21 protein-coding genes are annotated in these 19,604 nt (G+C 40.0%); 12 read left to right on the plus strand and 9 right to left on the minus strand.

Going from position 1 to position 19,604, the window contains the following annotated elements:
• Positions 1–65 precede the first annotated feature (65 nt).
• Positions 66–857, plus strand: coding sequence for an Rpn family recombination-promoting nuclease/putative transposase (locus ACE1CC_RS09450; RefSeq protein WP_413270213.1), 792 nt, complete (start codon positions 66–68; stop codon positions 855–857).
• Positions 858–1,011: 154 nt separating this feature from the next.
• Complete coding sequence (locus ACE1CC_RS09455) at positions 1,012–1,833, plus strand: Rpn family recombination-promoting nuclease/putative transposase (RefSeq protein WP_413270214.1); 822 nt, start codon at positions 1,012–1,014, stop codon at positions 1,831–1,833.
• Between the two features lie 105 nt (positions 1,834–1,938).
• Here the strand turns inward: ACE1CC_RS09455 and ACE1CC_RS09460 are convergent, their stop codons facing one another.
• Entirely contained in the window at positions 1,939–2,106 is a 168-nt protein-coding gene (locus tag ACE1CC_RS09460) for a hypothetical protein (protein ID WP_413270215.1), read from the minus strand.
• Between the two features lie 168 nt (positions 2,107–2,274).
• Positions 2,275–3,027 carry a hypothetical protein gene (locus ACE1CC_RS09465; protein ID WP_413270216.1) on the minus strand — a complete coding sequence of 251 codons (753 nt, stop codon included), beginning with the start codon at positions 3,025–3,027 and terminating at the stop codon, positions 2,275–2,277.
• 326 nt (positions 3,028–3,353) lie between these two features.
• Between ACE1CC_RS09465 and ACE1CC_RS09470 the strand changes: the two genes are divergently transcribed.
• The 3 genes from ACE1CC_RS09470 to ACE1CC_RS09480 are packed head-to-tail and all read left to right on the plus strand — an operon-like array spanning position 3,354 to position 4,223.
• Complete coding sequence (locus ACE1CC_RS09470) at positions 3,354–3,713, plus strand: helix-turn-helix domain-containing protein (RefSeq protein ID WP_413270217.1); 360 nt, start codon at positions 3,354–3,356, stop codon at positions 3,711–3,713.
• A gap of 14 nt (positions 3,714–3,727) precedes the next feature.
• Positions 3,728–3,970 carry a hypothetical protein gene (locus ACE1CC_RS09475; protein ID WP_413270218.1) on the plus strand — a complete coding sequence of 81 codons (243 nt, stop codon included), beginning with the start codon at positions 3,728–3,730 and terminating at the stop codon, positions 3,968–3,970.
• Positions 3,963–4,223 (plus strand): type II toxin-antitoxin system RelE family toxin, encoded by a 261-nt coding sequence (locus tag ACE1CC_RS09480; protein ID WP_413270219.1) that lies wholly within the window; start codon positions 3,963–3,965, stop codon positions 4,221–4,223. Before ACE1CC_RS09475 ends, ACE1CC_RS09480 begins: the two co-directional genes overlap by 8 nt.
• A gap of 244 nt (positions 4,224–4,467) precedes the next feature.
• Here ACE1CC_RS09480 and ACE1CC_RS09485 read toward each other — a convergent pair whose 3' ends face one another.
• Positions 4,468–5,118: a hypothetical protein gene (locus tag ACE1CC_RS09485; RefSeq protein ID WP_413270220.1), complete on the minus strand. Its 651-nt coding sequence runs from the start codon at positions 5,116–5,118 to the stop codon at positions 4,468–4,470.
• A 253-nt stretch (positions 5,119–5,371) separates the two neighbouring features.
• On the opposite strand from ACE1CC_RS09485, the gene purL reads away from it, so the two are divergent.
• Both purL and purF read left to right on the plus strand, forming a co-directional pair.
• The gene (purL, locus tag ACE1CC_RS09490; RefSeq protein ID WP_413270233.1) at positions 5,372–8,329 is read left to right on the plus strand and encodes a phosphoribosylformylglycinamidine synthase subunit PurL; all 2,958 of its coding nucleotides are present in this window, start codon (positions 5,372–5,374) and stop codon (positions 8,327–8,329) included.
• A 268-nt stretch (positions 8,330–8,597) separates the two neighbouring features.
• Positions 8,598–10,079 (plus strand): amidophosphoribosyltransferase, encoded by a 1,482-nt coding sequence (gene purF, locus ACE1CC_RS09495; RefSeq protein WP_413270221.1) that lies wholly within the window; start codon positions 8,598–8,600, stop codon positions 10,077–10,079.
• Positions 10,080–10,207: 128 nt separating this feature from the next.
• Here the strand turns inward: purF and ACE1CC_RS09500 are convergent, their stop codons facing one another.
• The gene (locus ACE1CC_RS09500; RefSeq protein ID WP_413270222.1) at positions 10,208–11,113 is read right to left on the minus strand and encodes an alpha/beta fold hydrolase; all 906 of its coding nucleotides are present in this window, start codon (positions 11,111–11,113) and stop codon (positions 10,208–10,210) included.
• Positions 11,114–11,716: 603 nt separating this feature from the next.
• Here ACE1CC_RS09500 and ACE1CC_RS09505 point away from each other — a divergent pair.
• From ACE1CC_RS09505 to rpoD, 4 genes are all read left to right on the plus strand, one after another.
• On the plus strand, positions 11,717–12,316 hold the full coding sequence (locus ACE1CC_RS09505) for a hypothetical protein (RefSeq protein WP_413270223.1): 600 nt from the start codon (positions 11,717–11,719) through the stop codon (positions 12,314–12,316).
• Positions 12,317–12,410: 94 nt separating this feature from the next.
• On the plus strand, positions 12,411–13,232 hold the full coding sequence (locus tag ACE1CC_RS09510; protein WP_413270224.1) for a hypothetical protein: 822 nt from the start codon (positions 12,411–12,413) through the stop codon (positions 13,230–13,232).
• Between the two features lie 161 nt (positions 13,233–13,393).
• A complete protein-coding gene (locus ACE1CC_RS09515) occupies positions 13,394–14,083 on the plus strand; it encodes a polysaccharide deacetylase family protein (protein ID WP_413270225.1) in 690 nt (229 codons plus the stop codon).
• Between the two features lie 945 nt (positions 14,084–15,028).
• Positions 15,029–16,156, plus strand: a complete 1,128-nt coding sequence (rpoD, locus tag ACE1CC_RS09520) for an RNA polymerase sigma factor RpoD (RefSeq protein WP_413270226.1) — start codon at positions 15,029–15,031, stop codon at positions 16,154–16,156.
• Positions 16,157–16,294: 138 nt separating this feature from the next.
• On the opposite strand, the gene ACE1CC_RS09525 is transcribed toward rpoD, so the two are convergent.
• Both ACE1CC_RS09525 and ACE1CC_RS09530 read right to left on the minus strand, forming a co-directional pair.
• Complete coding sequence (locus ACE1CC_RS09525) at positions 16,295–16,447, minus strand: chlorophyll a/b-binding protein (RefSeq protein WP_413270227.1); 153 nt, start codon at positions 16,445–16,447, stop codon at positions 16,295–16,297.
• Positions 16,448–16,664: 217 nt separating this feature from the next.
• The gene (locus tag ACE1CC_RS09530; RefSeq protein WP_413270228.1) at positions 16,665–16,847 is read right to left on the minus strand and encodes a chlorophyll a/b-binding protein; all 183 of its coding nucleotides are present in this window, start codon (positions 16,845–16,847) and stop codon (positions 16,665–16,667) included.
• Between the two features lie 174 nt (positions 16,848–17,021).
• Between ACE1CC_RS09530 and ACE1CC_RS09535 the strand changes: the two genes are divergently transcribed.
• Positions 17,022–17,678 (plus strand): acetoacetate decarboxylase family protein, encoded by a 657-nt coding sequence (locus tag ACE1CC_RS09535; protein ID WP_413270229.1) that lies wholly within the window; start codon positions 17,022–17,024, stop codon positions 17,676–17,678.
• Positions 17,679–17,756: 78 nt separating this feature from the next.
• Here the strand turns inward: ACE1CC_RS09535 and ACE1CC_RS09540 are convergent, their stop codons facing one another.
• The 3 genes from ACE1CC_RS09540 to ACE1CC_RS09550 are packed head-to-tail and all read right to left on the minus strand — an operon-like array spanning position 17,757 to position 19,481.
• Positions 17,757–18,773, minus strand: a complete 1,017-nt coding sequence (locus ACE1CC_RS09540) for a PIN domain-containing protein (protein WP_413270230.1) — start codon at positions 18,771–18,773, stop codon at positions 17,757–17,759.
• A gap of 23 nt (positions 18,774–18,796) precedes the next feature.
• Positions 18,797–19,042: a hypothetical protein gene (locus tag ACE1CC_RS09545; protein WP_413270231.1), complete on the minus strand. Its 246-nt coding sequence runs from the start codon at positions 19,040–19,042 to the stop codon at positions 18,797–18,799.
• Positions 19,035–19,481, minus strand: a complete 447-nt coding sequence (locus ACE1CC_RS09550; protein ID WP_413270232.1) for a hypothetical protein — start codon at positions 19,479–19,481, stop codon at positions 19,035–19,037. Before ACE1CC_RS09550 ends, ACE1CC_RS09545 begins: the two co-directional genes overlap by 8 nt.
• Between the last annotated feature and the right edge of the window lie 123 nt (positions 19,482–19,604).

Genomic DNA, 19,604 nt, shown 5'->3' on the forward strand with positions numbered 1-19,604 from the left:
AAAGGCGATCGCTTCCTAATTCATGCCAAAATATAATATCTTCCTCAATATAACAACCAAAATACGTGAAAACAGACAACATCTTTTATCAGCTATTTCAAACTTTTCCCACTCTCCTATTTGAACTAATCAATCAACCCCTTTCCCTAGCCAACAACTATCAATTCACTTCCCAAGAAATCAAAGAACTAGCACGTCGTTTTGATGGTTTATTTTTACCTCCTAAAAACGCAATTGACCAACCAATCTACTTTGTAGAAGTACAATTTCAACCCAAATCTAACTTTTACAGTCGCTTTTTTGCCGAAATATTTGTCTACCTAGCTCAATACCAACCGAATCATGATTGGTGTGCTGTCGCCATTTTTGCTCATCGAAATTTAGATCCGGGAGTACCAAGACAATATCGCAGTTTGTTAATGAGTCAGCAAGTGATATCTGTATATCTCGATGAGTTAGCACAAATCACCAATCCTTCTTTACCCATTGGCATGGTACAGCTAGTAGTTGGTACAGAAGAAACCGCTGTTTCGCTAACTAATCAACTCCTACAACAAGCTAGGATACAATTGGCAGATGAAGCAATCAAGCAGAAAGTTTTAGAATTGATTGAGAGCATATTGATTTACAAGTTTACTACCAAAAGTCGCCAGGAGATTGAAGCTATGTTTGGATTAAGTGATTTAAAGCAAACTAGATTTTATCAGGAAGCTAAGGAAGAAGGGAAGTTAGAATCTGTGCCAGGGTTATTGGCAATTGGATTAAGTGTAGAACAAATTGCTCAAGCTTTAAATTTGGATATTGAACTGGTGAGACAGGCTTCGCAAGCTTCTGCTAGTGATGCTTCAGAAGGTTAATTTATTAGGGTTTGAAATGAGTGCGATCGCACTTTCCTTTATTAATTAACAAAAAGGGCGATCGCACTTTTCATGGAGTAGTAAATTCTCAGGCGATCGCATCCTAATTTATGTCAAAATATAATTAACTCCCCCCTTATAACAACCAAATTGTGTGAAAACCGACAACATCTTTTATCAGCTATTCCAAACCTTCCCAAATCTACTATTTGAACTCATCGGGCAACCTCCATCACTAGCACAAAATTATACTTTTGTTTCACAAGAAGTCAAAGAACTATCTCGCAGCTTTGATGGCGTATTTTTACCATTAAAAAACGCACCTGACCAACCGATTTATTTTGTTGAAGTACAGTTTCAACCAAAAGCTGACTTTTACTGGCGCTTCTTTGCCGAAATATTTGTTTACCTGGGTCAATATCAACCTGCTAACGATTGGCGTGCAGTTGCCATATTTGGAAAAAGAAACTTAGATCCTGGAATACCAAGACAATATCGAGGATTACTGGCAGATCACCAAGTAATATTTGTCTATCTTGATGAGTTAAACCAAAATCCTGAATCTTCCTTAGCATTAGGTTTAGTACAACTAGTAGTGGGAACTGAAGAAACCGCAGCAACAGTCGAGTTAACTAACCGACTGTTGCTGCAAGCAAGGACACAATTATTGGATGAAAGTTTCAAGCAGAAAGTTCTAGAATTGATTGAGAGCGTATTAGTTTACAAGTTTACCGCGTTAAGTCGTCAGGAGTTAGAAGCTATGTTTGGATTAAGCGATTTAAAGCAAACTAGGTTTTATCAAGAAGCTAAGGAAGAAGGTAAGGAAGAAGGTAAGGAAGAAGGCAAGTTAGAAACAGTTCCTCTTTTATTGCAGTTAGGTTTGAGTGTTTCAGAAATAGCTGAAAGATTAAGCTTGGATATTGAAGCGGTGAGGCAGGTAGCACAAGCATCTTCTGGGAATTTTCAGCAAGGATGATTGAGTGGGATTTAGAATTGAGCGATATGCCTACGGCACTTTTCAAGGCGATCGCACTTTTTATTAAGTAGTAAATAGAAAGGCGATCGCTTTGCCATTTCTTAATTAACAAGCATAGCGATCGCACTTTTCATTGAGTAGTAAATTCAAATGCGATCGCTTTTCAACTTCTTGATTAACAAGCAGAGCGCTCGCACTTTTCATTGGGTAGCAAACAAAAGGCGATCGCTTTTCAACTTCTTGATTAACAAGCATAGCGCTCGCACTTTTCATTGGGTAGTAAATTTTTAGCGACCAATTCTTGTAGGGACACGGCATTATTAAAATTTAGCTTCAACCCAAAATATTTATGATGCCGTGTCCCTACTGTCATATTGTTTTTTAACAAAAGAGCGATCGATCTGTGATTTTGTGATTCCGCAATCTACAAAATTGTAATAATCACCTTGTCGGTTGCCAAGATCCAGGAGAATTATCATTGTTTCTCCACTCAACAGAATTTACTTCAACCCTAGCATCAGAATCAAGATCTTTAGTTAGGATATCATTGAAAAACCCTTCTTGCCCTGGATTAAGGGTTCTTTCTTGAATAAAAGTAAATCCTCCCTCTCGCTCGTTTCCTGCAATTACTACATAGTTTACTTTAACGAGTTGTACAGCAGTTCTTGTATGATTAGTCACACTTCCCTTTATACGAAATATGTTTCTTAAATCTGAATCACGTTCTATTGTGATACTATTAACAACTACTTTTTTAGGTCTGGCAGCATCAGCCGCTCTTCTTTCAGCATTAGCAACAGCAACTCCATCAAAATCTAGTAAAGCTCTACTATTAGAATAATATCTTGTCCATCGTTGAATGTTAGGTGTATTACTCCACTGAGAACGACTGACTTTTACAGAGATAATTGGTGCTATTAAACCATTATTGTCACAAGTAACTATAACCGAAGCTTCATTAACTAAAATGTCAGTGTCGAAACTGCGTTGAACAGCTGCTCTGGCTATTGCTTCGGCTCTACGAATTATGGTTTCATAGCTTTCATTTGGTTGACGATCTAAAGAGAGATTAACTCTCATTGTATATGCTTGAGCAATTAGAGGTTGAATCGCTTCTTTAACTACATATAAACCTCCCGTTAAACCTAATAAAGCGGTTAAACTCAAAATAGAAATACACAATTTTTTAGACATAGCTAGATTAACCCCATCACGCATGACAGGAATACACTCAGGCGGAATTGCCAGAGTTAAACTGTCTTCTTAAAAGTTCTTTGATATAAGTGAAATTAGCGATATTAAGCCTTTTAGCAAAAGGCGAAATTTTCTAACTTATCTATTAATTGATTGGCTTTTAACACTGCACTTTAGCCAGCGAGTTCATCCTATGTAATGATCTCACTAACCAAAATCTTGCAGTATTTTCTTTTACATGATTATCGTATACCCATACATTTCCCGGATAGAGTCTTCTTAACGAAATTTATAGGATTTTACTGTCCTTTACACGATTTCTTGATATGACGTTTTCCTTGGGCAAGCGTCTTAAAGCTACCCGTGAATCACTCGGTCTTACTCAAGAGCAGGCCATTGAACAGCTAGAGAATAGCTACGGTATAATTTTGAGCCAGCAAGCTATATCCACCATTGAAAATGGGAAACGCAAGGTAGATGCTGAAAGGGAGTTACCTGCATTTGCAGGGATATACGGCAAAACTATTGATTACTTCTACGAAAGCTTACAATTACCCACATCACCCGCATCCGCACCTATTCCCAAACGCAAGTCAGTTGTTACTATTGACCTGGAAGCATTGACCGATCGCGATAAGCTAGAACTAGCAGCAGAGCTAATTCACAACGTTTTACAAGAAACCTAGCTAACGAGAAAACAATGGAAACTGAGCAACAAGACATAACATTACTTAAAGAAGCAGAGCGTCGATTACATCAGCTTTCCCCAGATCGATTGCGTGTAGCCGTTGACTTTCTCGCTTATTTGCAGGAAAGAGAAGAAAATGAGGTAACAGAAGAACTTTTAAGTATTCCTGGTTTTACAGAAGCGTTCCGTGAAGCTGTAGAGGAAGCGGAAGCGGGGGAAGTTGTCTCTTTCGATCGCATTCGCCGTCATGTATGAACTGACACTAACCCGAAAAGCACAAAAGTTTTACGAACAAGCAGAATTATCATTAGTAGAACGACTAAACCGATGCTTCGATCAACTGCGGGAAAATCCCTACGAACATCCTAATATTAAATCGCTTAAAGGTAGTTTTGCCGGATGTTTTCGTTATCGAGTTGGTGATTGGCGAATTATTTACAGAATAGATGAAGAAAATCGAATTATTACTATTTTGCTGATTGTACATCGAAGTGAAGCATATCGTTAATATAGCGAGTTGATTTGAGAGAGTTTTTAGCGATCGCGATAAGCTAGAACGCTTTAGCGATCGCACAAGAATTATCACCATTAAATACTTAATATTCTTAATATTCAAAGGCTTTTAGTCCATTTTAATGGACTTGAGCTATTAGCCCGGAAATTGATTTCCGGGCGGGTTCGCATCGCAAGTGCAAGATCTCAGTTTTAGCGATCGCCAATGAACCACAAAACCTTAACCAACCTAATTAAATTTATCTTGGCTCATCCACAGGTTGTCTTACAGAATTTCCAATTCCATATCTGCGTTTAATTTCTGCTCTCCACAACTCACTAGAAGGTCTTCTTCCAGTTGCACCAAATCGATCGGTTACTGGAGTTGGAGAACTTGGAATATCGTAGCTTCTTTTAATTGCAGCACGCCAACGTTCACTAGCAAATTTGCGTCCCGAACTGCTAAATCTGTTAAATCTATTAGTTACCGGAGTCGGATTATTTCCAATTCCATATCTTCTTTTAATTTCCGCTTGCCATAATGCAGAAGATGGTCTTCTTCCAGTTGCACCAAATCGATTAGTTACCGGAGTCGAATCATTTCCTATCCTAATTCTTCTTCTATTATTATCTGCTTGTGCTACTGAATTTACAGATTTATTACCTCTATTTCCTACAGTAATTTTTAACTGTCGTCGATAATTAGTAATAACAGAATTTCTCTTCCCTTGCACTCTATTAACTACTGAATTAGTCCTTTTAGTAGCAGCAGTGCGATAATTATTGCGGTGTCTCTGCTTCGTTAGCGATCGCTGACTCACTCGTTCAGTGTTATAAACCCTAGAACGTGCCTCTGTTGGCAAATTAGACTTGACAATCAATGCTACAGATACCGTTAACACTGATGCCACGATGCCCGCTATAACTCTACGATTAATCAGATTGCGAAGAGGAAACATCACACTTAGGCTAGAAAAACCTAGACTATTTTACAGAATCAAGTCACCAGCCTCGTGATTTTTTACTAAAATTTTTAAATCGTCGCATAAAGAAAGATAAATTCTCTGAAGATAAGTTGAAAATTGCTAAAAATTTTCTGGAGCAAACGACTAATCAGTGCCATCAATCGATAGAATTAAGCCTGTGCCTACTGTCCAAGGTTCCATGTTTACTAACACTCCCTTTTCTCCCGAAGAAATCGCTGCCGAAGGTCTAAAACCCGAAGAATACCAAGAAATCGTTAACCGTCTTGGTCGCCATCCTAACAAAGCAGAGTTAGGAATGTTTGGTGTAATGTGGTCAGAACACTGTTGTTACAAGAATTCTCGACCCTTACTTAAACAGTTTCCCACAAGTGGCGATCGCATCCTCGTTGGCCCCGGAGAAAACGCCGGAGTAGTAGACTTAGGCGACGGACAAAGATTAGCCTTTAAAATCGAATCCCACAATCACCCCTCCGCCGTCGAACCCTTCCAAGGCGCAGCCACAGGCGTTGGCGGCATCCTCCGTGATATCTTTACAATGGGTGCGCGTCCCATTGCCGTGTTAAACTCCCTCCGCTTCGGTTCCTTAGAAGATGCCAGAACTCGGAGAATATTTAGCGGCGTAGTCGCAGGTATAGCGAACTATGGTAACTGCTTAGTCGCAGACGAAACATTTATCTGGCGTGACAAAAACGGCGTACATTTTGATACGATCGGTAACTTTGTCGAATCACGCTTACCAGTAGGTAAAACTACCGCCGAATTAGATGCTACAAACTCAGTAGAAACACTCTCTGTAGACCCCAATACCTTAGAAAGTTGTTGGCAACCAGTACGCCGCATCTTCAAACGACGTACTAATAAGTTAGTCACTATTCAGACAAATTTAGATAGTAGGATTGCGGTAACACCAGATCATCCTAGTTTCATCCAGCGTAACGGTAGTTGGGATATTCTCCCAGCACAATCATTAAGCATTGGCGATGAAATACCTGTACTGACAAAATTTCTGAATCTGGAAAAGCAGGAAGTTGTTTTTAGTGAAGAACGTACCGTCGAGTTAGCTACAGCTTTAACTCGCGACAACGGCACAAAGTACTCTTTCCCTCGTTCTCGCCAATCATCAAATGATGTAGCAGTTGTCAAAATTAAAAGCATCGAAACAAACTCGGTTGAGGAATGCGATGTCTACGATGTTGAAGTAGACAACACTCACCTTTTCGTCACCACTTCTGGCATTGTTACCCATAACTGCGTCGGAGTACCCACCATCGGTGGCGAAGTTTATTTTGATCCTGCTTATTCAGGAAATCCTTTAGTCAATGCAATGGCAATGGGATTAATGGAAACTTCCGAAATTGTTAAATCTGGTGCAAACGGCATTGGCAATCCCGTGTTATATGTTGGTTCTACCACTGGGCGCGATGGCATGGGTGGCGCGAGTTTTGCTAGTGCAGAACTTAGCGACGCTTCAATGGACGACAGACCCGCCGTGCAAGTGGGCGACCCATTTATGGAAAAATCTTTAATTGAAGCTTGTTTGGAAGCATTTAAAACAGGCGCAGTTGTCGCCGCACAAGATATGGGTGCAGCAGGAATTACCTGTTCCACTTCCGAAATGGCAGCTAAAGGTGGAGTAGGAATTGAATTAGATTTAGATAAAATTCCCGTGCGGGAAACTGGTATGGTTCCCTACGAATATCTATTATCTGAATCCCAAGAAAGAATGTTATTTGTTGCTCACAAAGGCAGGGAACAAGAATTAATCGATATCTTCCATCGTTGGGGTTTACAAGCAGTTGTTGCCGGAACAGTTATCGAAGAATCTATTGTGAGAATTCTGTTTCAAGGGAAAGTTGCTGCCGAAATTCCAGCGACAGCTTTGGCAGATAATACACCAATTTATCACCGAGAATTGTTACCCCAACCGCCGGAATATGTGCAGAAAGCTTGGGAATGGCAACCTGATTCTCTCCCGGTTTGTACAAGTGAAGGAATTGAAGTTTCCGGGAAGTTCCAAACTTGGAATGATATCCTTTTGACTTTGTTAGATACTCCTTCCATTGCTTCAAAACGTTGGGTTTATCGCCAATACGATCATCAAGTTCAGAACAATACAGTTCTATTTCCTGGTGGCGCAGATGCCGCCGTTGTTAGGGTTCGTCCTTTGGAAGGTGAGGTAAATCCGGCGGTTTTAAATAAAGGTGTGGCGGCAACAGTTGACTGTAATTCCCGTTATGTTTACCTTAATCCTTACGAAGGTGCAAAAGCAGTTGTTGCTGAAGCAGCGAGAAATTTAAGTTGTGTTGGTGCGGAACCAGTTGCTGTTACTGATAATCTAAATTTTGGTAGTCCTGAAAAACCTGTTGGTTATTGGCAATTAGCAGAATCTTGTCGCGGGATTTCGGAAGCTTGTAAAGAGTTTAAAACGCCTGTGACTGGTGGAAATGTTTCTCTTTATAATGAAACTCTCGACAGTGAAGGAAATCCCCAACCGATTTACCCAACTCCGGTAATTGGCATGGTGGGAATAATTTCCGATCTTACTAAAGTTTGCGGTCAAGGTTGGCAAAGTGAAGGCGATGTTATCTATCTTTTGGGTATACCAACCGAATCGAAAATCGAAAATCAAAAATCGGAAATCGTTCTGGGTGCTTCGGAATATTTAGCTGCAATTCACGGGATTGTTGCCGGAAAACCACCGGAAATAGATTATGATTTAGAACGTATTGTGCAAGCTGCTTGTCGAGAAGGTATTCGTCAAGGTTGGGTACGATCGGCTCATGATTGCGCTGAGGGAGGGTTAGCTGTTGCTTTGGCGGAAGCTTGCATCAGCGGTAAGTTGGGTGCGGAGATTAATTTAGGTGTTTCATCAGAACAAACTCAGCGTTGGGATAATCTGCTGTTTGGTGAAGGTGGCGCGAGAATTTTAGTTTCGGTAGTGCAAGATCGGGCAGAAGTTTGGGAATCCTATTTAAATGAAGCACTAGCTAACTATTGGCAAAAAATTGGCAATGTCGGAAATACCAATTCTAATTTACGAGTTTTCACGGCTGACAATGCACTATTAATCGACGTTAGCATTACAGTAGCAGGCGATCGCTATTCCCATGCCATTGAACGTCGTCTAGCAGTTTAGTTAACAAGTCCTACTCAACTGGCTAAAGCCTTGTCTTGTCTGATTTCCATCAAGTATAAAACTACCAAAAAACTATGTGTGAGCAAAATTAACGGGGGCATTTCCCGGAAAACTGCTCTTCGCTGCTAAGTTCAGTTCGCTAGAGCGATCGGCTTTTAACAATGCTATTGTTAAGAAGATATTAAGTTAGGTTAACTCTCGTTAAATTTTTTGCTTTCATAGCCTTCTATCTGATTCTGTATCTCAAACTTAGGAGCCAAACCGTAGCATGATTCCCAACCATTCCCTAGACTCTGAAGAGTATCCTGCCCAAATCAATCAAAATCGCCCAGATAAGCCCGAAGAAGCTTGTGGCGTTTTTGGCATCTACGCCCCAGAAGAAGATGTCGCCAAACTTACTTACTTTGGGCTGTATGCTTTACAACACCGAGGTCAAGAATCAGCTGGAATTGCCACTTTTGAAGGCAAACAAGTGCATCTACACAAAGAGATGGGGTTGGTTTCTCAAGTCTTCAATGAAACAATTCTCCACCAAATGACTGGCACTCTAGCTGTCGGGCACACTCGCTACTCTACAACAGGTTCTAGTCGGGTTGTTAATGCTCAGCCAGCAGTTGTAGATACTCGTTTAGGAAAGCTTGCTTTAGCACATAACGGCAATCTTGTCAATACAACTAGATTACGAGAAGAATTACTAAAACGGGACTGTAACTTAATTACCACAACTGATTCGGAAATGATCGCTCATGCGATCGCCGAAGAAATCAACGAAGGACATGACTGGTTAGAAGGTGCAATCCGCGCTTTTCATCAATGCCAAGGAGCCTTTAGCTTAGTAATTGGCACCCCAGACGGAATGATGGGTGCCCGTGACCCCAACGGCATCCGTCCCTTAGTCATTGGCACTTTGCCCAGTGACCCAGTGCGCTACGTTCTCGCCTCAGAAACCTGCGGATTAGACATTATTGGTGCAGAATACCTCAGAGATGTGGAACCAGGAGAATTAGTTTGGATTACGGAAGCAGGTTTGGCATCCTTCCACTGGACAAAACAACCCCAACCCAAACTTTGTATCTTTGAAATGATTTATTTTGCTAGGCCCGATAGCATCATGTCCGGTGAAACTTTGTACAGCTATCGGATGCGGATTGGCAGAATCTTAGCAGCAGAATCAGCAGTAGATGCAGACCTTGTGATTGGAGTACCAGACTCTGGCGTTCCCGCCGCCATTGGTTTTTCCCAAGCTTCGGGAATTCCTTATGCTGAAGGTTTGATTAAAAACCGCTACGTAGGTCGCACCTTCATTCAACCAACCCAAAAAATGCGGGAAACGGGAATTCGCATGAAACTTAATCCCCTCAAAGATGTTTTGTATGGCAAACGAGTGGTAATTGTTGATGATTCCATTGTCCGGGGAACCACTAGTCGCAAAATAGTTAAAGCTTTAAGAGATGCTGGCGCAACTGAAGTTCACATGAGGATTTCTTCACCCCCAGTAACTCACCCTTGCTTTTATGGCATTGATACAGACAATCAAGAACAATTGATTGCTGCTACAAAATCAGTAACAGAAATCGCCAAACAAATTGACGTTGATTCTTTAGCTTATCTCAGCTGGGAAGGAATGCTCAAAGCTACCGGAGAAGACCCCCAAAATTTCTGTTCTGCTTGCTTTACTGGTAATTATCCAGTAACAGTTCCTGAACCAGTAAAACGTTCTAAATTAATTTTAGAAAAAGCTTTCAGTTAATTGTTCGTTGTCAGGACTTCAGTCCTTCTCTTAGATTAAGAAATGACTCTTAGCGCTAGCGGCGCGTTAGCGCTAGTCATCACAACAGACATGAAGAACGACTGAAGTCGTCACAACAGACCTGATGGTTAATTGCCATTAAGTAATCTCAGAAATTTACGAATTAACCCAATTGTTATTGCTGGAACTTCTAACTGTGGAGTTAAACCTACGTTTTCTAACTCTTCAAAATAACGCACCGAATTGGGGTTTAAATTAGCTAATCTCCTACCCAGTTCTGGCTTACTAAACTGAGACTCTTTCCCCCAAATAAAAGCCGTTGGTACATTCAATTGCGAGATATACAAAGATAAATTAAACGATAAATTCCCTCGGACAAAAGACAGTGCTGCGTATTCCGCATTTGGTTGGGAAGCAGATTCTAAATAAGCTGCGACAATTTCTTCATAAACGCGATTACTATCAGCAAATTGCCGTTCTTCTAAAAATGTCCGAATGGCACTTTTATTAGCAATACCAAGGTTGTAAATTAAACTGTCAACTCCTGGTATGCTTAACAGTTGACTAAAAAAATTACTGACAGAATTTTCGCCAAAATCTGCTAATCCTGATGGTGCAGTCAAAATCAAGCACTTAAATAAATGGGGATTTGTCACAGCCAAACGAATTATAAACCCAGCAGTTAAAGAAGACGCTATTACTGCTACAGGTTCGGTACAAGTCTGTTCAATAAACTCAGTAATACTCTGGAAATAATCATCAATCTGGTAATACCGTTGTGGATGGTGAGAATTACCCCAACCTATTAAGTCTGGTGCTAAAATTCGATATTCATCTGCAAAAGCGGGATAGACTTTAGACCACTCATAAGCAGAGGAACCGCCGCCAAAGCCATGCAAAAATAAGAGAGTCGGTAAGTCTTCTTTAACAGTCGAGCCCTTGGTTTGCCATAATTCTCCTTCTGCTGTGTAGTAAACAATTTTTCCCATAGCAGTCATTACTGAACGTAGCTCAAACCCCAGTGGCAAAAACATAAAAACACCTCCTGTTTCTGATTTTTTGATATTGTGTTTTTCTGCTAATTTCAGTTGGTCAGGGAATTTTAATGATTAACCCTTTTCCTACATGGTAGTGGAAATGGACGATCGCACCGCCAACCACCACCATTATATTTCTGCCTGACTTTTCTGAACTTTTCTCAAAGGAATAGCCCTGAAACTAAACTTTCTGTAAACTTTTTGTAAAATTTCCGGGCAAACAGTGAGGAAATTAGAGGTGCTAAATGCTTGTAGCAAAAGCGATTTACCCATTACTGCCCAGTTCGACTATACCAAAGGGAAAAGTTGATTTCCTGATAATCTTAAATAATAATGAAGTATAAACTCTCATCTGTCTCAACTCAGAAATCTGAAGTGGAAAACAAACAAATAAATTATGTGTAGGTTTGTGAGGATTTTCCCAAAATTTTCTGAACGAATGTGTAAGTAAATTAGCATCTACCAAAATTAGCAGGAAATAAAGAAAACTTATTGACCGGAATCACTGCTAATAGAATGTTTTATAAAATTCCCCATCATCTCACATCTGAGTTAACAGCGCCAACTTAATTGATTGATTACTCATCTAGGTGGAATAAAATGACATCAAATAGCCTGATGGTTAAGGAATTCGATATTGAACAGAACCAGTTGGAAATATCGGCAGCAATAGAACTGCTGATAGATGAAAAGACTGATGCAAAAATTTATATGGCTACTGCCCAACCGCATCAAGAAATATCTACACTTGATTACATTGTGACAAAGCCCGCCCAAGTTTATCTGAATTTTGAAGACCTGATGTGTTTTGAAGTTGTCGATCGCCAATTTCAAAAATGGGGTGTAACATTTAATAATTGCATAGCTATTCGTCCCTCCAATCCAGCTTATCCAGCAAACTCTGGCAACACAGTGTTAATGGGAGCACCCAAGAGTGGATGGCTAGAAGCTGTGTTTTACCACCCGGTTAAAACTGTGAGCGCTGTTATCACTACTTCTCAGAAGTTGGTATTAGCAGCTTATAACCAAGATAATCAACTGCTCAAAGAAGTAGAGATTTCCGAGCCAAATTTAGCTGGTTCTGACTCTTCAATTCCACCAAACGAATTACTTACTGTTACCGCCGCAGATATTTATCGAGTTACCTACTGTGCTTTTGATGGTCAATTTACTTTGGATGACTTTAAGTTTCAGCTGTAGCTGAAATTATCCTGAGAAATGCTATTGTTTCTATAAGTTGGTGTGGACTGATTCTCCACATCACAAGAACTTTATTATCTGGCAGGTAAGAAAGGTGGCACAGGCTTCCTCTTGGTGGCAAGATGTGGTTAATCAACTCCCCAACTCGTTGTTTGTGGAGTTCCAAAGCCAAAGTAGAACTTTCAAATTTTTCTCTGGTAAACAGTCAAGTAGTTCGAGATACTTGCTGTTAGGTTTGATTGTGGCAATGACGATAATATTTAGCAACAGGGGGTTGTTCGGAGCAACCAGCATCGGTGTGGTAACGATGTGGTTAGTTTATCGGCTACAATCGAGCAATTGGCAGTCTTATTGGTCTTCCTTGCGCCAATTATTGACAGGTGCAAATAGTCAGTTGGCAGTAGCCGTAATTAGTGGTGGATTTGCTACGCTGTTTAGTTATGTGGCGATCGCGATCGGTTCTCAAACTCAAAGCTCTTGGATTACACTAGGTATATTGCTCCAATCTCTAGGGACTCTAGCAATTTTAGGACTACTAGTTTGGCAAATCCTCGAAGAGCAAACAAAACCAGACCAAGCCAAGCTTGACCAAATGCTAGCAGATTTAACTCATGCCGACCCTTTAAAACGTTTAATTGCCGTTCGCTATTTAACTAGTTCCGTCGAACGATCTGATTCTAATCACAAAATCTGGATTGCTGATTATTTTCGCCTCATGTTGAATCAGGAACAAGAAGCAATCATTCGTGATGCCATTCTCTACGGCTTAAATCTATTAGAAAATTATCCCAAATTGGGTGAAGCTACCGCCCCTTTCTCAATGCCAGTCAATGTAAAACGCCATGAAGTGAAGGCAGAGGGGCACAGGAGACAAGGAGACAAAGTGAAGTTGATCAACTCAAAACTTTCTTCCTAACTTAAAACTGAACCAGGATTTATTGATTTACATTCTGGATCGCGTGTAAATCTTGGTTCTTCCCAGTCGTAGGGGCGATTCATGAATCGCCCCTACCCTAGTCCCCAAAATCAGGATTTTTATTGCTAATTTAAACTTAGGTGTTGTTTCATCTTTAATTAATGCAGCTAGCTCCTGTTTTTCCGATTTTATATCGCATTTTGCAACCTACTTTTCCCACTTGTCTGTGGTCGGCAAATATTCAAGAACCGATTGTGGCTTTAACTTTTGATGATGGTCCCCATCCTCAGTATACGCCTCAGTTATTGTCCGTTTTAGATAAGTATGAGATACCTGCCAGTTTTTTCTGGTTGGGTGTTTGTGTGGAAAGGTCGCCAGAGGTAGCAAAAGCAGTTTATCAGCGAGGACACTGGGTAGGTTTACATGGGTATAATCACCAGATGTTTACTAGCTTCACTTCGCCAATTTTAAAACAGAATTTGGCAAAGACGCAGTTAGCGATCGCTCAAGCTTGTGCGTTAGATTTGGACTACGTTCAAACTCATGTTAGAGATGTTCGCCCTCCTAATGGTGTTTTTACACCCCAGATTTTAAAATCTTTACAAAGCTGGAATTATCGCCCGGTAATGTGGAGTGTAGTTCCTGAAGATTGGGTACTACCTGGAGTCGCTGTTGTAGTACAAAGAGTATTATCTCAAGTGCAAAATGGTGCGCTGATTGTGTTACATGATGGATTTTTTGGTGGTGCTGATGTCGCCCAAAGCACAGACCTAATTGTGAAAAAATTGCTCCAGCGCGGGTTTAAGTTTGTTACAGTGGAGCAGCTTTGGCAACTCAGTGGCGTAGTTTAATTAACCAATGTTAACGAATATTCACACAATTACCGGGTGCGATCGGAGAAATGTAAAGTTCTGGTAAATTTATTTAGCCAACTAGCTGTCATTTCACATCAGAGTTAATTAGAATGACAGAGTGTAGATTAGTCATTTGTCAAGACTACTACGGCTGAAACTTAGTACTTTGTTGTCAACAGAGTTTCCGTGACTTAAATTTAAGGATGCTTTGTTCTAGAGTCACTTCTGCGGTACTAAGCTTTTGTGGCTAATGTGGTAGCTCCTAGTTGGGTGAGACGAAAAACTCGTTAAACCAGATTCCACTTAAGTCAGGAATCATTAGCGACCAAATAATCTAAAAAGCCACAAAATCCAGCAAAATGGTCTAACATGACCAATGGCAATAGAAACTACCAAATTAGTTCAACTAAACTAGCTGAAAATGGGTGCAATACTTTACGTAGGCTTATTCGCAACTCTAAGGACAAAAACCAATTGGTTATCGTCCAGCCTATTGTCTAAAATTTTGTGGGGAAAGTTCACCTGAACTGTCTATCCAGCAAGAAAGCAGGTGAAATTATACCCTAAAAAAGCAGAATAATTTCGATGTTTAGCATCTTTAGGCAAAAGCCGATGCAACCATAAACTTTACCTAATTTTCCAGTTGAATGGAGACATCGAAAAACTGCATGGATAAAAGCAAAAACTGCTGGCAATTTTTGTGAGAAAGGCTACAATCGTAAAGATCTTGACAAGACCCAACTATAAATTCAGCCACTTACGCTTCCCATAAACTCTGAAGTTTTAACTGCGAAGCATAGTGTTTTTCCCCTAACCAGTTACTTAATAATTAAGCTTTTAATGCTTGTTTGGTCTTTTACTGGTTAATATGTTGGGAGATTGATTGCATCATGATGTTTAGTTGTTGATTTTGTTAACCCAAAGGAGCATGAGGAACGCGGCATGACCCAGGCTAACAACGTACTTGATAATATAAGCCCCACTTTGGAAGATCTACTCTTAGCAGAAGAAGTGGAAGACGCAGATCAAGACGAGTTTTTAGAAGATGTGTCCCCGGAAGAAGACGATGGAAAGCCTGGTAAGGTACGCTCAAACCGTCGTCGAGCGCAAACTAAGAAAAAGCATTATACAGAAGACTCAATTCGCCTGTATTTGCAAGAAATTGGTCGGATTAGACTGTTACGGGCGGATGAAGAAATCGAATTGGCAAGAAAGATTGCTGATTTGTTGGAATTGGAACGGATTCGAGAGAGTCTTTGCGATAAGTTAGACCGTGACCCCCACGATCGCGAGTGGGCGGCAGCGGTAGATATGCAGTTGCCAGCGTTCCGTCATCGCCTCCATTTGGGGCGACGTGCGAAGGACAAAATGGTGCAGTCCAACCTACGTTTAGTAGTTTCGATCGCGAAAAAGTACATGAATCGTGGGCTGTCTTTCCAAGATTTAATTCAGGAAGGTAGCTTAGGTTTAATCCGGGCAGCTGAAAAATTCGATCACGAAAAAGGCTATAAGTTCTCTACTTATGCGACTTGGTGGATTCGTCAGGCAATTACTAGAGCAATTGCCGATCAATCTCGCACCATTCGTTTGCCTGTTCACTTGTACGAAACCATTTCCCGCATTAAGAAAACTACCAAGTTGTTGTCGCAAGAAATGGGTCGCAAACCTACTGAAGAGGAAATTGCTACTCGCATGGAAATGACCATCGAGAAGCTGCGATTCATTGCTAAATCTGCTCAACTACCTATTTCGCTGGAAACCCCCATTGGTAAAGAAGAAGATTCTCGATTGGGGGATTTTATTGAGTCGGATGGCGAAACACCAGAAGACCAAGTTTCTAAGAATTTACTGCGCGAAGATTTGGAAAGTGTTTTAGATACTCTTAGTCCAAGAGAACGGGATGTTTTACGTCTGCGTTATGGTTTGGATGATGGCAGAATGAAGACTCTCGAAGAAATCGGGCAAATTTTCAACGTGACTCGCGAACGAATTCGTCAGATTGAGGCTAAGGCTTTACGGAAGCTGCGTCATCCGAATCGCAACAGTATTCTTAAAGAATATATTCGTTAGCAACTTTTTTACCATACTTTGAGCAGGTTCCAGTAGCGATCGCTATTGGAGCTTTTGTTTATACCAAAAAATAGGGAGTTTTTTCACTCCCTAAAAATAGTTCGTTTCAGATTGTCAGAGGTAAAAAGAATATAAGAATTACATCAAACCTAAGAAATGCAGAACACCTTGACCGGAAACTAGCTCAGTAATTACAGCAGCAATAAAACCAATCATTGCTAACCGACCATTCCAATTTTCAGCTTGAGGTGTAAAGCCGAATTTAACATCGTTGCGATTTTCACCTTGCATAGTCTCAACTCCGTAAATGAAGTTTTATTAAGTCCTGTAAATTAATGTAACTGATGTTGAGCAAAAATGCAACTATTGGTATACTCAGAACTTCCACCAAGAGGCAGAGCCTCTTCTTTCGTTCCCAGGTTGAACCTGGGAACGAGAGAACGAGAGAAAGGGAGGTTCTACCTCCCCTGCCTGAAGATAGGCCAGATATTGAGACGAAGTGGAAGAACTACATTAGACCCCAAAAATGGAGAACTCCTTGACGAGAAAATAGCTCAATTAATACAGCAGCTGCAAAGCCAATCATCGCTAAACGTCCATTCCAAATTTCTGCTTGGGGGGTAAAACCTGTTTTCCAGGCGTTGCGTTCTTGAGGATCGGCAATAGGTGTGACTTGGGTGGTGTCTTGCATCTTGAGAACTCCCGGAAACTATGAATAAATGTAAAGAGCTATTAAATAATGTAAAAATAAGTTAAGAAAATAGGCTCTATCTTAAGTTAGAGATTGTTACTTCGCAAGATACTGTTGGCTAACCATTTCTAAAGTTAGATTCAGTGAAATAATTGATTAGTAGGAGTAAAATAGATGAGTTATCCGTCAGCGCCTTGGACATTAAAAGGTTACGCAGTTCAAACTGTTCAGTTGGTGGATATTGAGCGATCGCGCCCCTTAATTCCCCAGGAATTAGAAATAGTTTCAGTTTGGCCCGGTAAAACTATTGGAGGTGTGTATTTATCCTCTTATAAATTGGGTTCAACCTTGGAATATAACGAGTTAATTGTAGTTCCGGGAATGGTGAGTTATGCCGGAAAATTTGGTTCTTGGATTTCTCACATTTATGTAGATAATCCTGACTCTGTAGCTGGTGGTCGAGAAATTTGGGGATTACCAAAAGAGTTGGCAGAATTTACTTGGTTAACAGGAGATGAGTCTAGTGTTATTGTGAAACAAGGAGATAAAGAACTTTGTAGTCTTACTTATACTAAACCTAGTTTGGCATTGCCTGTTTCTTTAGATTTGCCAAGTTTTGGTTCTTCTATTTCGGATTTTCTGTTATTCAAAGGTGAATTTGCATCTCGTGTGGGATTAGTGAGTGGAAAGTTGCAAGTACCTACAGAAAGTCCTTTTACTAGTTTAAATTTAGGTCAACCTTGGTTAACAGTTTATGCTGATGATTTGCGTTTAGCTGTCAATGCGCCAGAAGTAGTGGGTGAGAGGAAAGTTGAGTTTAGTTATTCTTGAAAATGAAGAATTGGCGATCGCACTTTTCTAAGTGGTGGGTGGTGCGATCGCTCTATCACTCAGCATATTTTTGAGTCATTAACCAAGTTTTAAATCTTTATTTTTAGCAAGTTCAGTAACAACATAATCAAAGTAAGTAGTTATTTCCAAAATTAAATTCATACTACTATGTGTACTAATATTCTTAGAATCCTTGACCAGTTTAATCATAGATGTTTTTAATTTCTCTATGGCTAAACTTATTAGGGGAGTTTCTAAGCCATGCTCTCTATAGTTAATATCTGTGAAATCTAATGATATTCTATCTAGTAATCGGTAGCTACCAGTTATAAAAGCATAAGTAACATATTTTAGGATAATATACATGAGCCGTAGCCAATCATCCAGAGATAATTGGCTATTTAATTGACACAACCTTGCCTGCTCAGATAGCAAGTTTTCAGCAGCATGAGCAATAATTTTAGAAGCATTTTGGCTTATCAGTAAAGCCCACAATAGACGTTTTTCAGATTGTTCAAAGTACCTCATTAAAGCATTCAGTTCAGATTGGCTAAGGGAGTTTGTGTTGCGGGTAAAAAATAGATGATTTCGCTCTGCTTCAGTATGTTTGTGATAGACATCTAATTGTTCAGTAATTTGATTATTTAAGAAGAATTTCGCAAATAATTGTCCTGCTGATAAAACAAGTATATTTTTTTCTACTGAGTCATGAGAATTTTGGATTATACTGAGATACTGATTTTGACGAGTTCGAGTAATAATTGCATCAAGCTTCATCTCTACTGCACAAGCCAAGTTCAATGCAATCTCATCATCTATATGCTTTAAATAAGCTACTTTATCCTGAACTAGTTCATCAATGGTACAGATTTGCATAATTGCTCTAATTTCAGAGATTGCCTGCCAAGCTACTTCGACTCCACAATTTTGCTGACCTGTATAAAATATACTAGTTAAAGTTGTTATGCTTACATAAGCCTCTATTTCCTGAGATTCGATCAACTGCCAAATATCAGAAGCAGATTCAACAAATGGAATTCTTTCGAGCAGTATATCTAAAAGAATATCGATATCTACCAATACTCGTTTTATCACTAGTTTTTACCTCAATTGCTTAACTAACTAGTAATCTCTTTATCATTTGCAGATTTCCGATCAATTTCTGATTGTTTATTCTTAAATAATCCTCGTACATATTTTAGGCGTGAAGACTCTTTAGGTACTTCAGGTGTTTCTTCTCCAACTTCAGGTAACAAATCAGCAACGCCAAACAAATCCGCAAGACCAGATTTTTTGAGATAAGCTTGCCGTTCAGCATGACTCATTATTACTTTTGACCCAGCTTTTACTTGATCGCTAGTCAAAATGGGTTGGGATTCCGTATTGGTTTTCTTGTCGTTCGCAGAAGGTTCTGGCTGCTGTGGGTGAGAATCGGAAGGCATATAAATCTTCCCCTGGAGCACTAGGTGCTGGCCCTAAATACTCCATCATGATAACGTTTCTGTAGTAGAGGATTGCTGATTCTAGAGAAGCCAGCAGAATTAAAGGTTTGTTTTCTGATACGGTACAATATTGCAGCCCTACCCTGATACAATACCAAATTAACCATTTACCAATGGGTGCGATCGGTCGTTCAATCATTTCACCTCGACTGGTAGGAATTGTCTCTAACTGCTCTATTTCTAGGAAATTTGGAGAACCAGGGTAAGGGTAAAGACCATATCGTACTAATCCCCAGATTTGCTCTGCATAAACGAGTTGAATAATGTTTTGGCACTCAAAATCGGTATTGTAAAACTTCACTTAATTTGTAGTCATTTATAAGCTAAAATAGTTAACAATTATTTTACTTTAACCCTCAAGAATCAATGACCTGAGTTATCAGGGTGAAATGTCCCGGGACTCTAAGCAACCACTAGTACCATT

This window comes from Floridaenema aerugineum BLCC-F46 (assembly GCF_041929345.1).
In the GTDB taxonomy this organism is placed as follows: Bacteria; Cyanobacteriota; Cyanobacteriia; order Cyanobacteriales; family Aerosakkonemataceae; genus Floridanema; species Floridanema aerugineum.

Coding starts and splice junctions, on each gene's coding strand:
- ACE1CC_RS09460 (WP_413270215.1), bottom strand. CDS start 2,106: ATGAAAAGTGCGAGCGCTATGCTTGTTAATCAAGAAGTTGAAAAGCGA.
- ACE1CC_RS09465 (WP_413270216.1), bottom strand. CDS start 3,027: ATGTCTAAAAAATTGTGTATTTCTATTTTGAGTTTAACCGCTTTATTA.
- ACE1CC_RS09470 (WP_413270217.1), top strand. CDS start 3,354: ATGACGTTTTCCTTGGGCAAGCGTCTTAAAGCTACCCGTGAATCACTC.
- ACE1CC_RS09475 (WP_413270218.1), top strand. CDS start 3,728: ATGGAAACTGAGCAACAAGACATAACATTACTTAAAGAAGCAGAGCGT.
- ACE1CC_RS09480 (WP_413270219.1), top strand. CDS start 3,963: ATGTATGAACTGACACTAACCCGAAAAGCACAAAAGTTTTACGAACAA.
- purL (WP_413270233.1), top strand. CDS start 5,372: ATGTTTACTAACACTCCCTTTTCTCCCGAAGAAATCGCTGCCGAAGGT.
- purF (WP_413270221.1), top strand. CDS start 8,598: ATGATTCCCAACCATTCCCTAGACTCTGAAGAGTATCCTGCCCAAATC.
- ACE1CC_RS09500 (WP_413270222.1), bottom strand. CDS start 11,113: ATGTTTTTGCCACTGGGGTTTGAGCTACGTTCAGTAATGACTGCTATG.
- ACE1CC_RS09505 (WP_413270223.1), top strand. CDS start 11,717: ATGACATCAAATAGCCTGATGGTTAAGGAATTCGATATTGAACAGAAC.
- ACE1CC_RS09515 (WP_413270225.1), top strand. CDS start 13,394: ATGCAGCTAGCTCCTGTTTTTCCGATTTTATATCGCATTTTGCAACCT.
- rpoD (WP_413270226.1), top strand. CDS start 15,029: ATGACCCAGGCTAACAACGTACTTGATAATATAAGCCCCACTTTGGAA.
- ACE1CC_RS09525 (WP_413270227.1), bottom strand. CDS start 16,447: ATGCAAGGTGAAAATCGCAACGATGTTAAATTCGGCTTTACACCTCAA.
- ACE1CC_RS09530 (WP_413270228.1), bottom strand. CDS start 16,847: ATGCAAGACACCACCCAAGTCACACCTATTGCCGATCCTCAAGAACGC.
- ACE1CC_RS09535 (WP_413270229.1), top strand. CDS start 17,022: ATGAGTTATCCGTCAGCGCCTTGGACATTAAAAGGTTACGCAGTTCAA.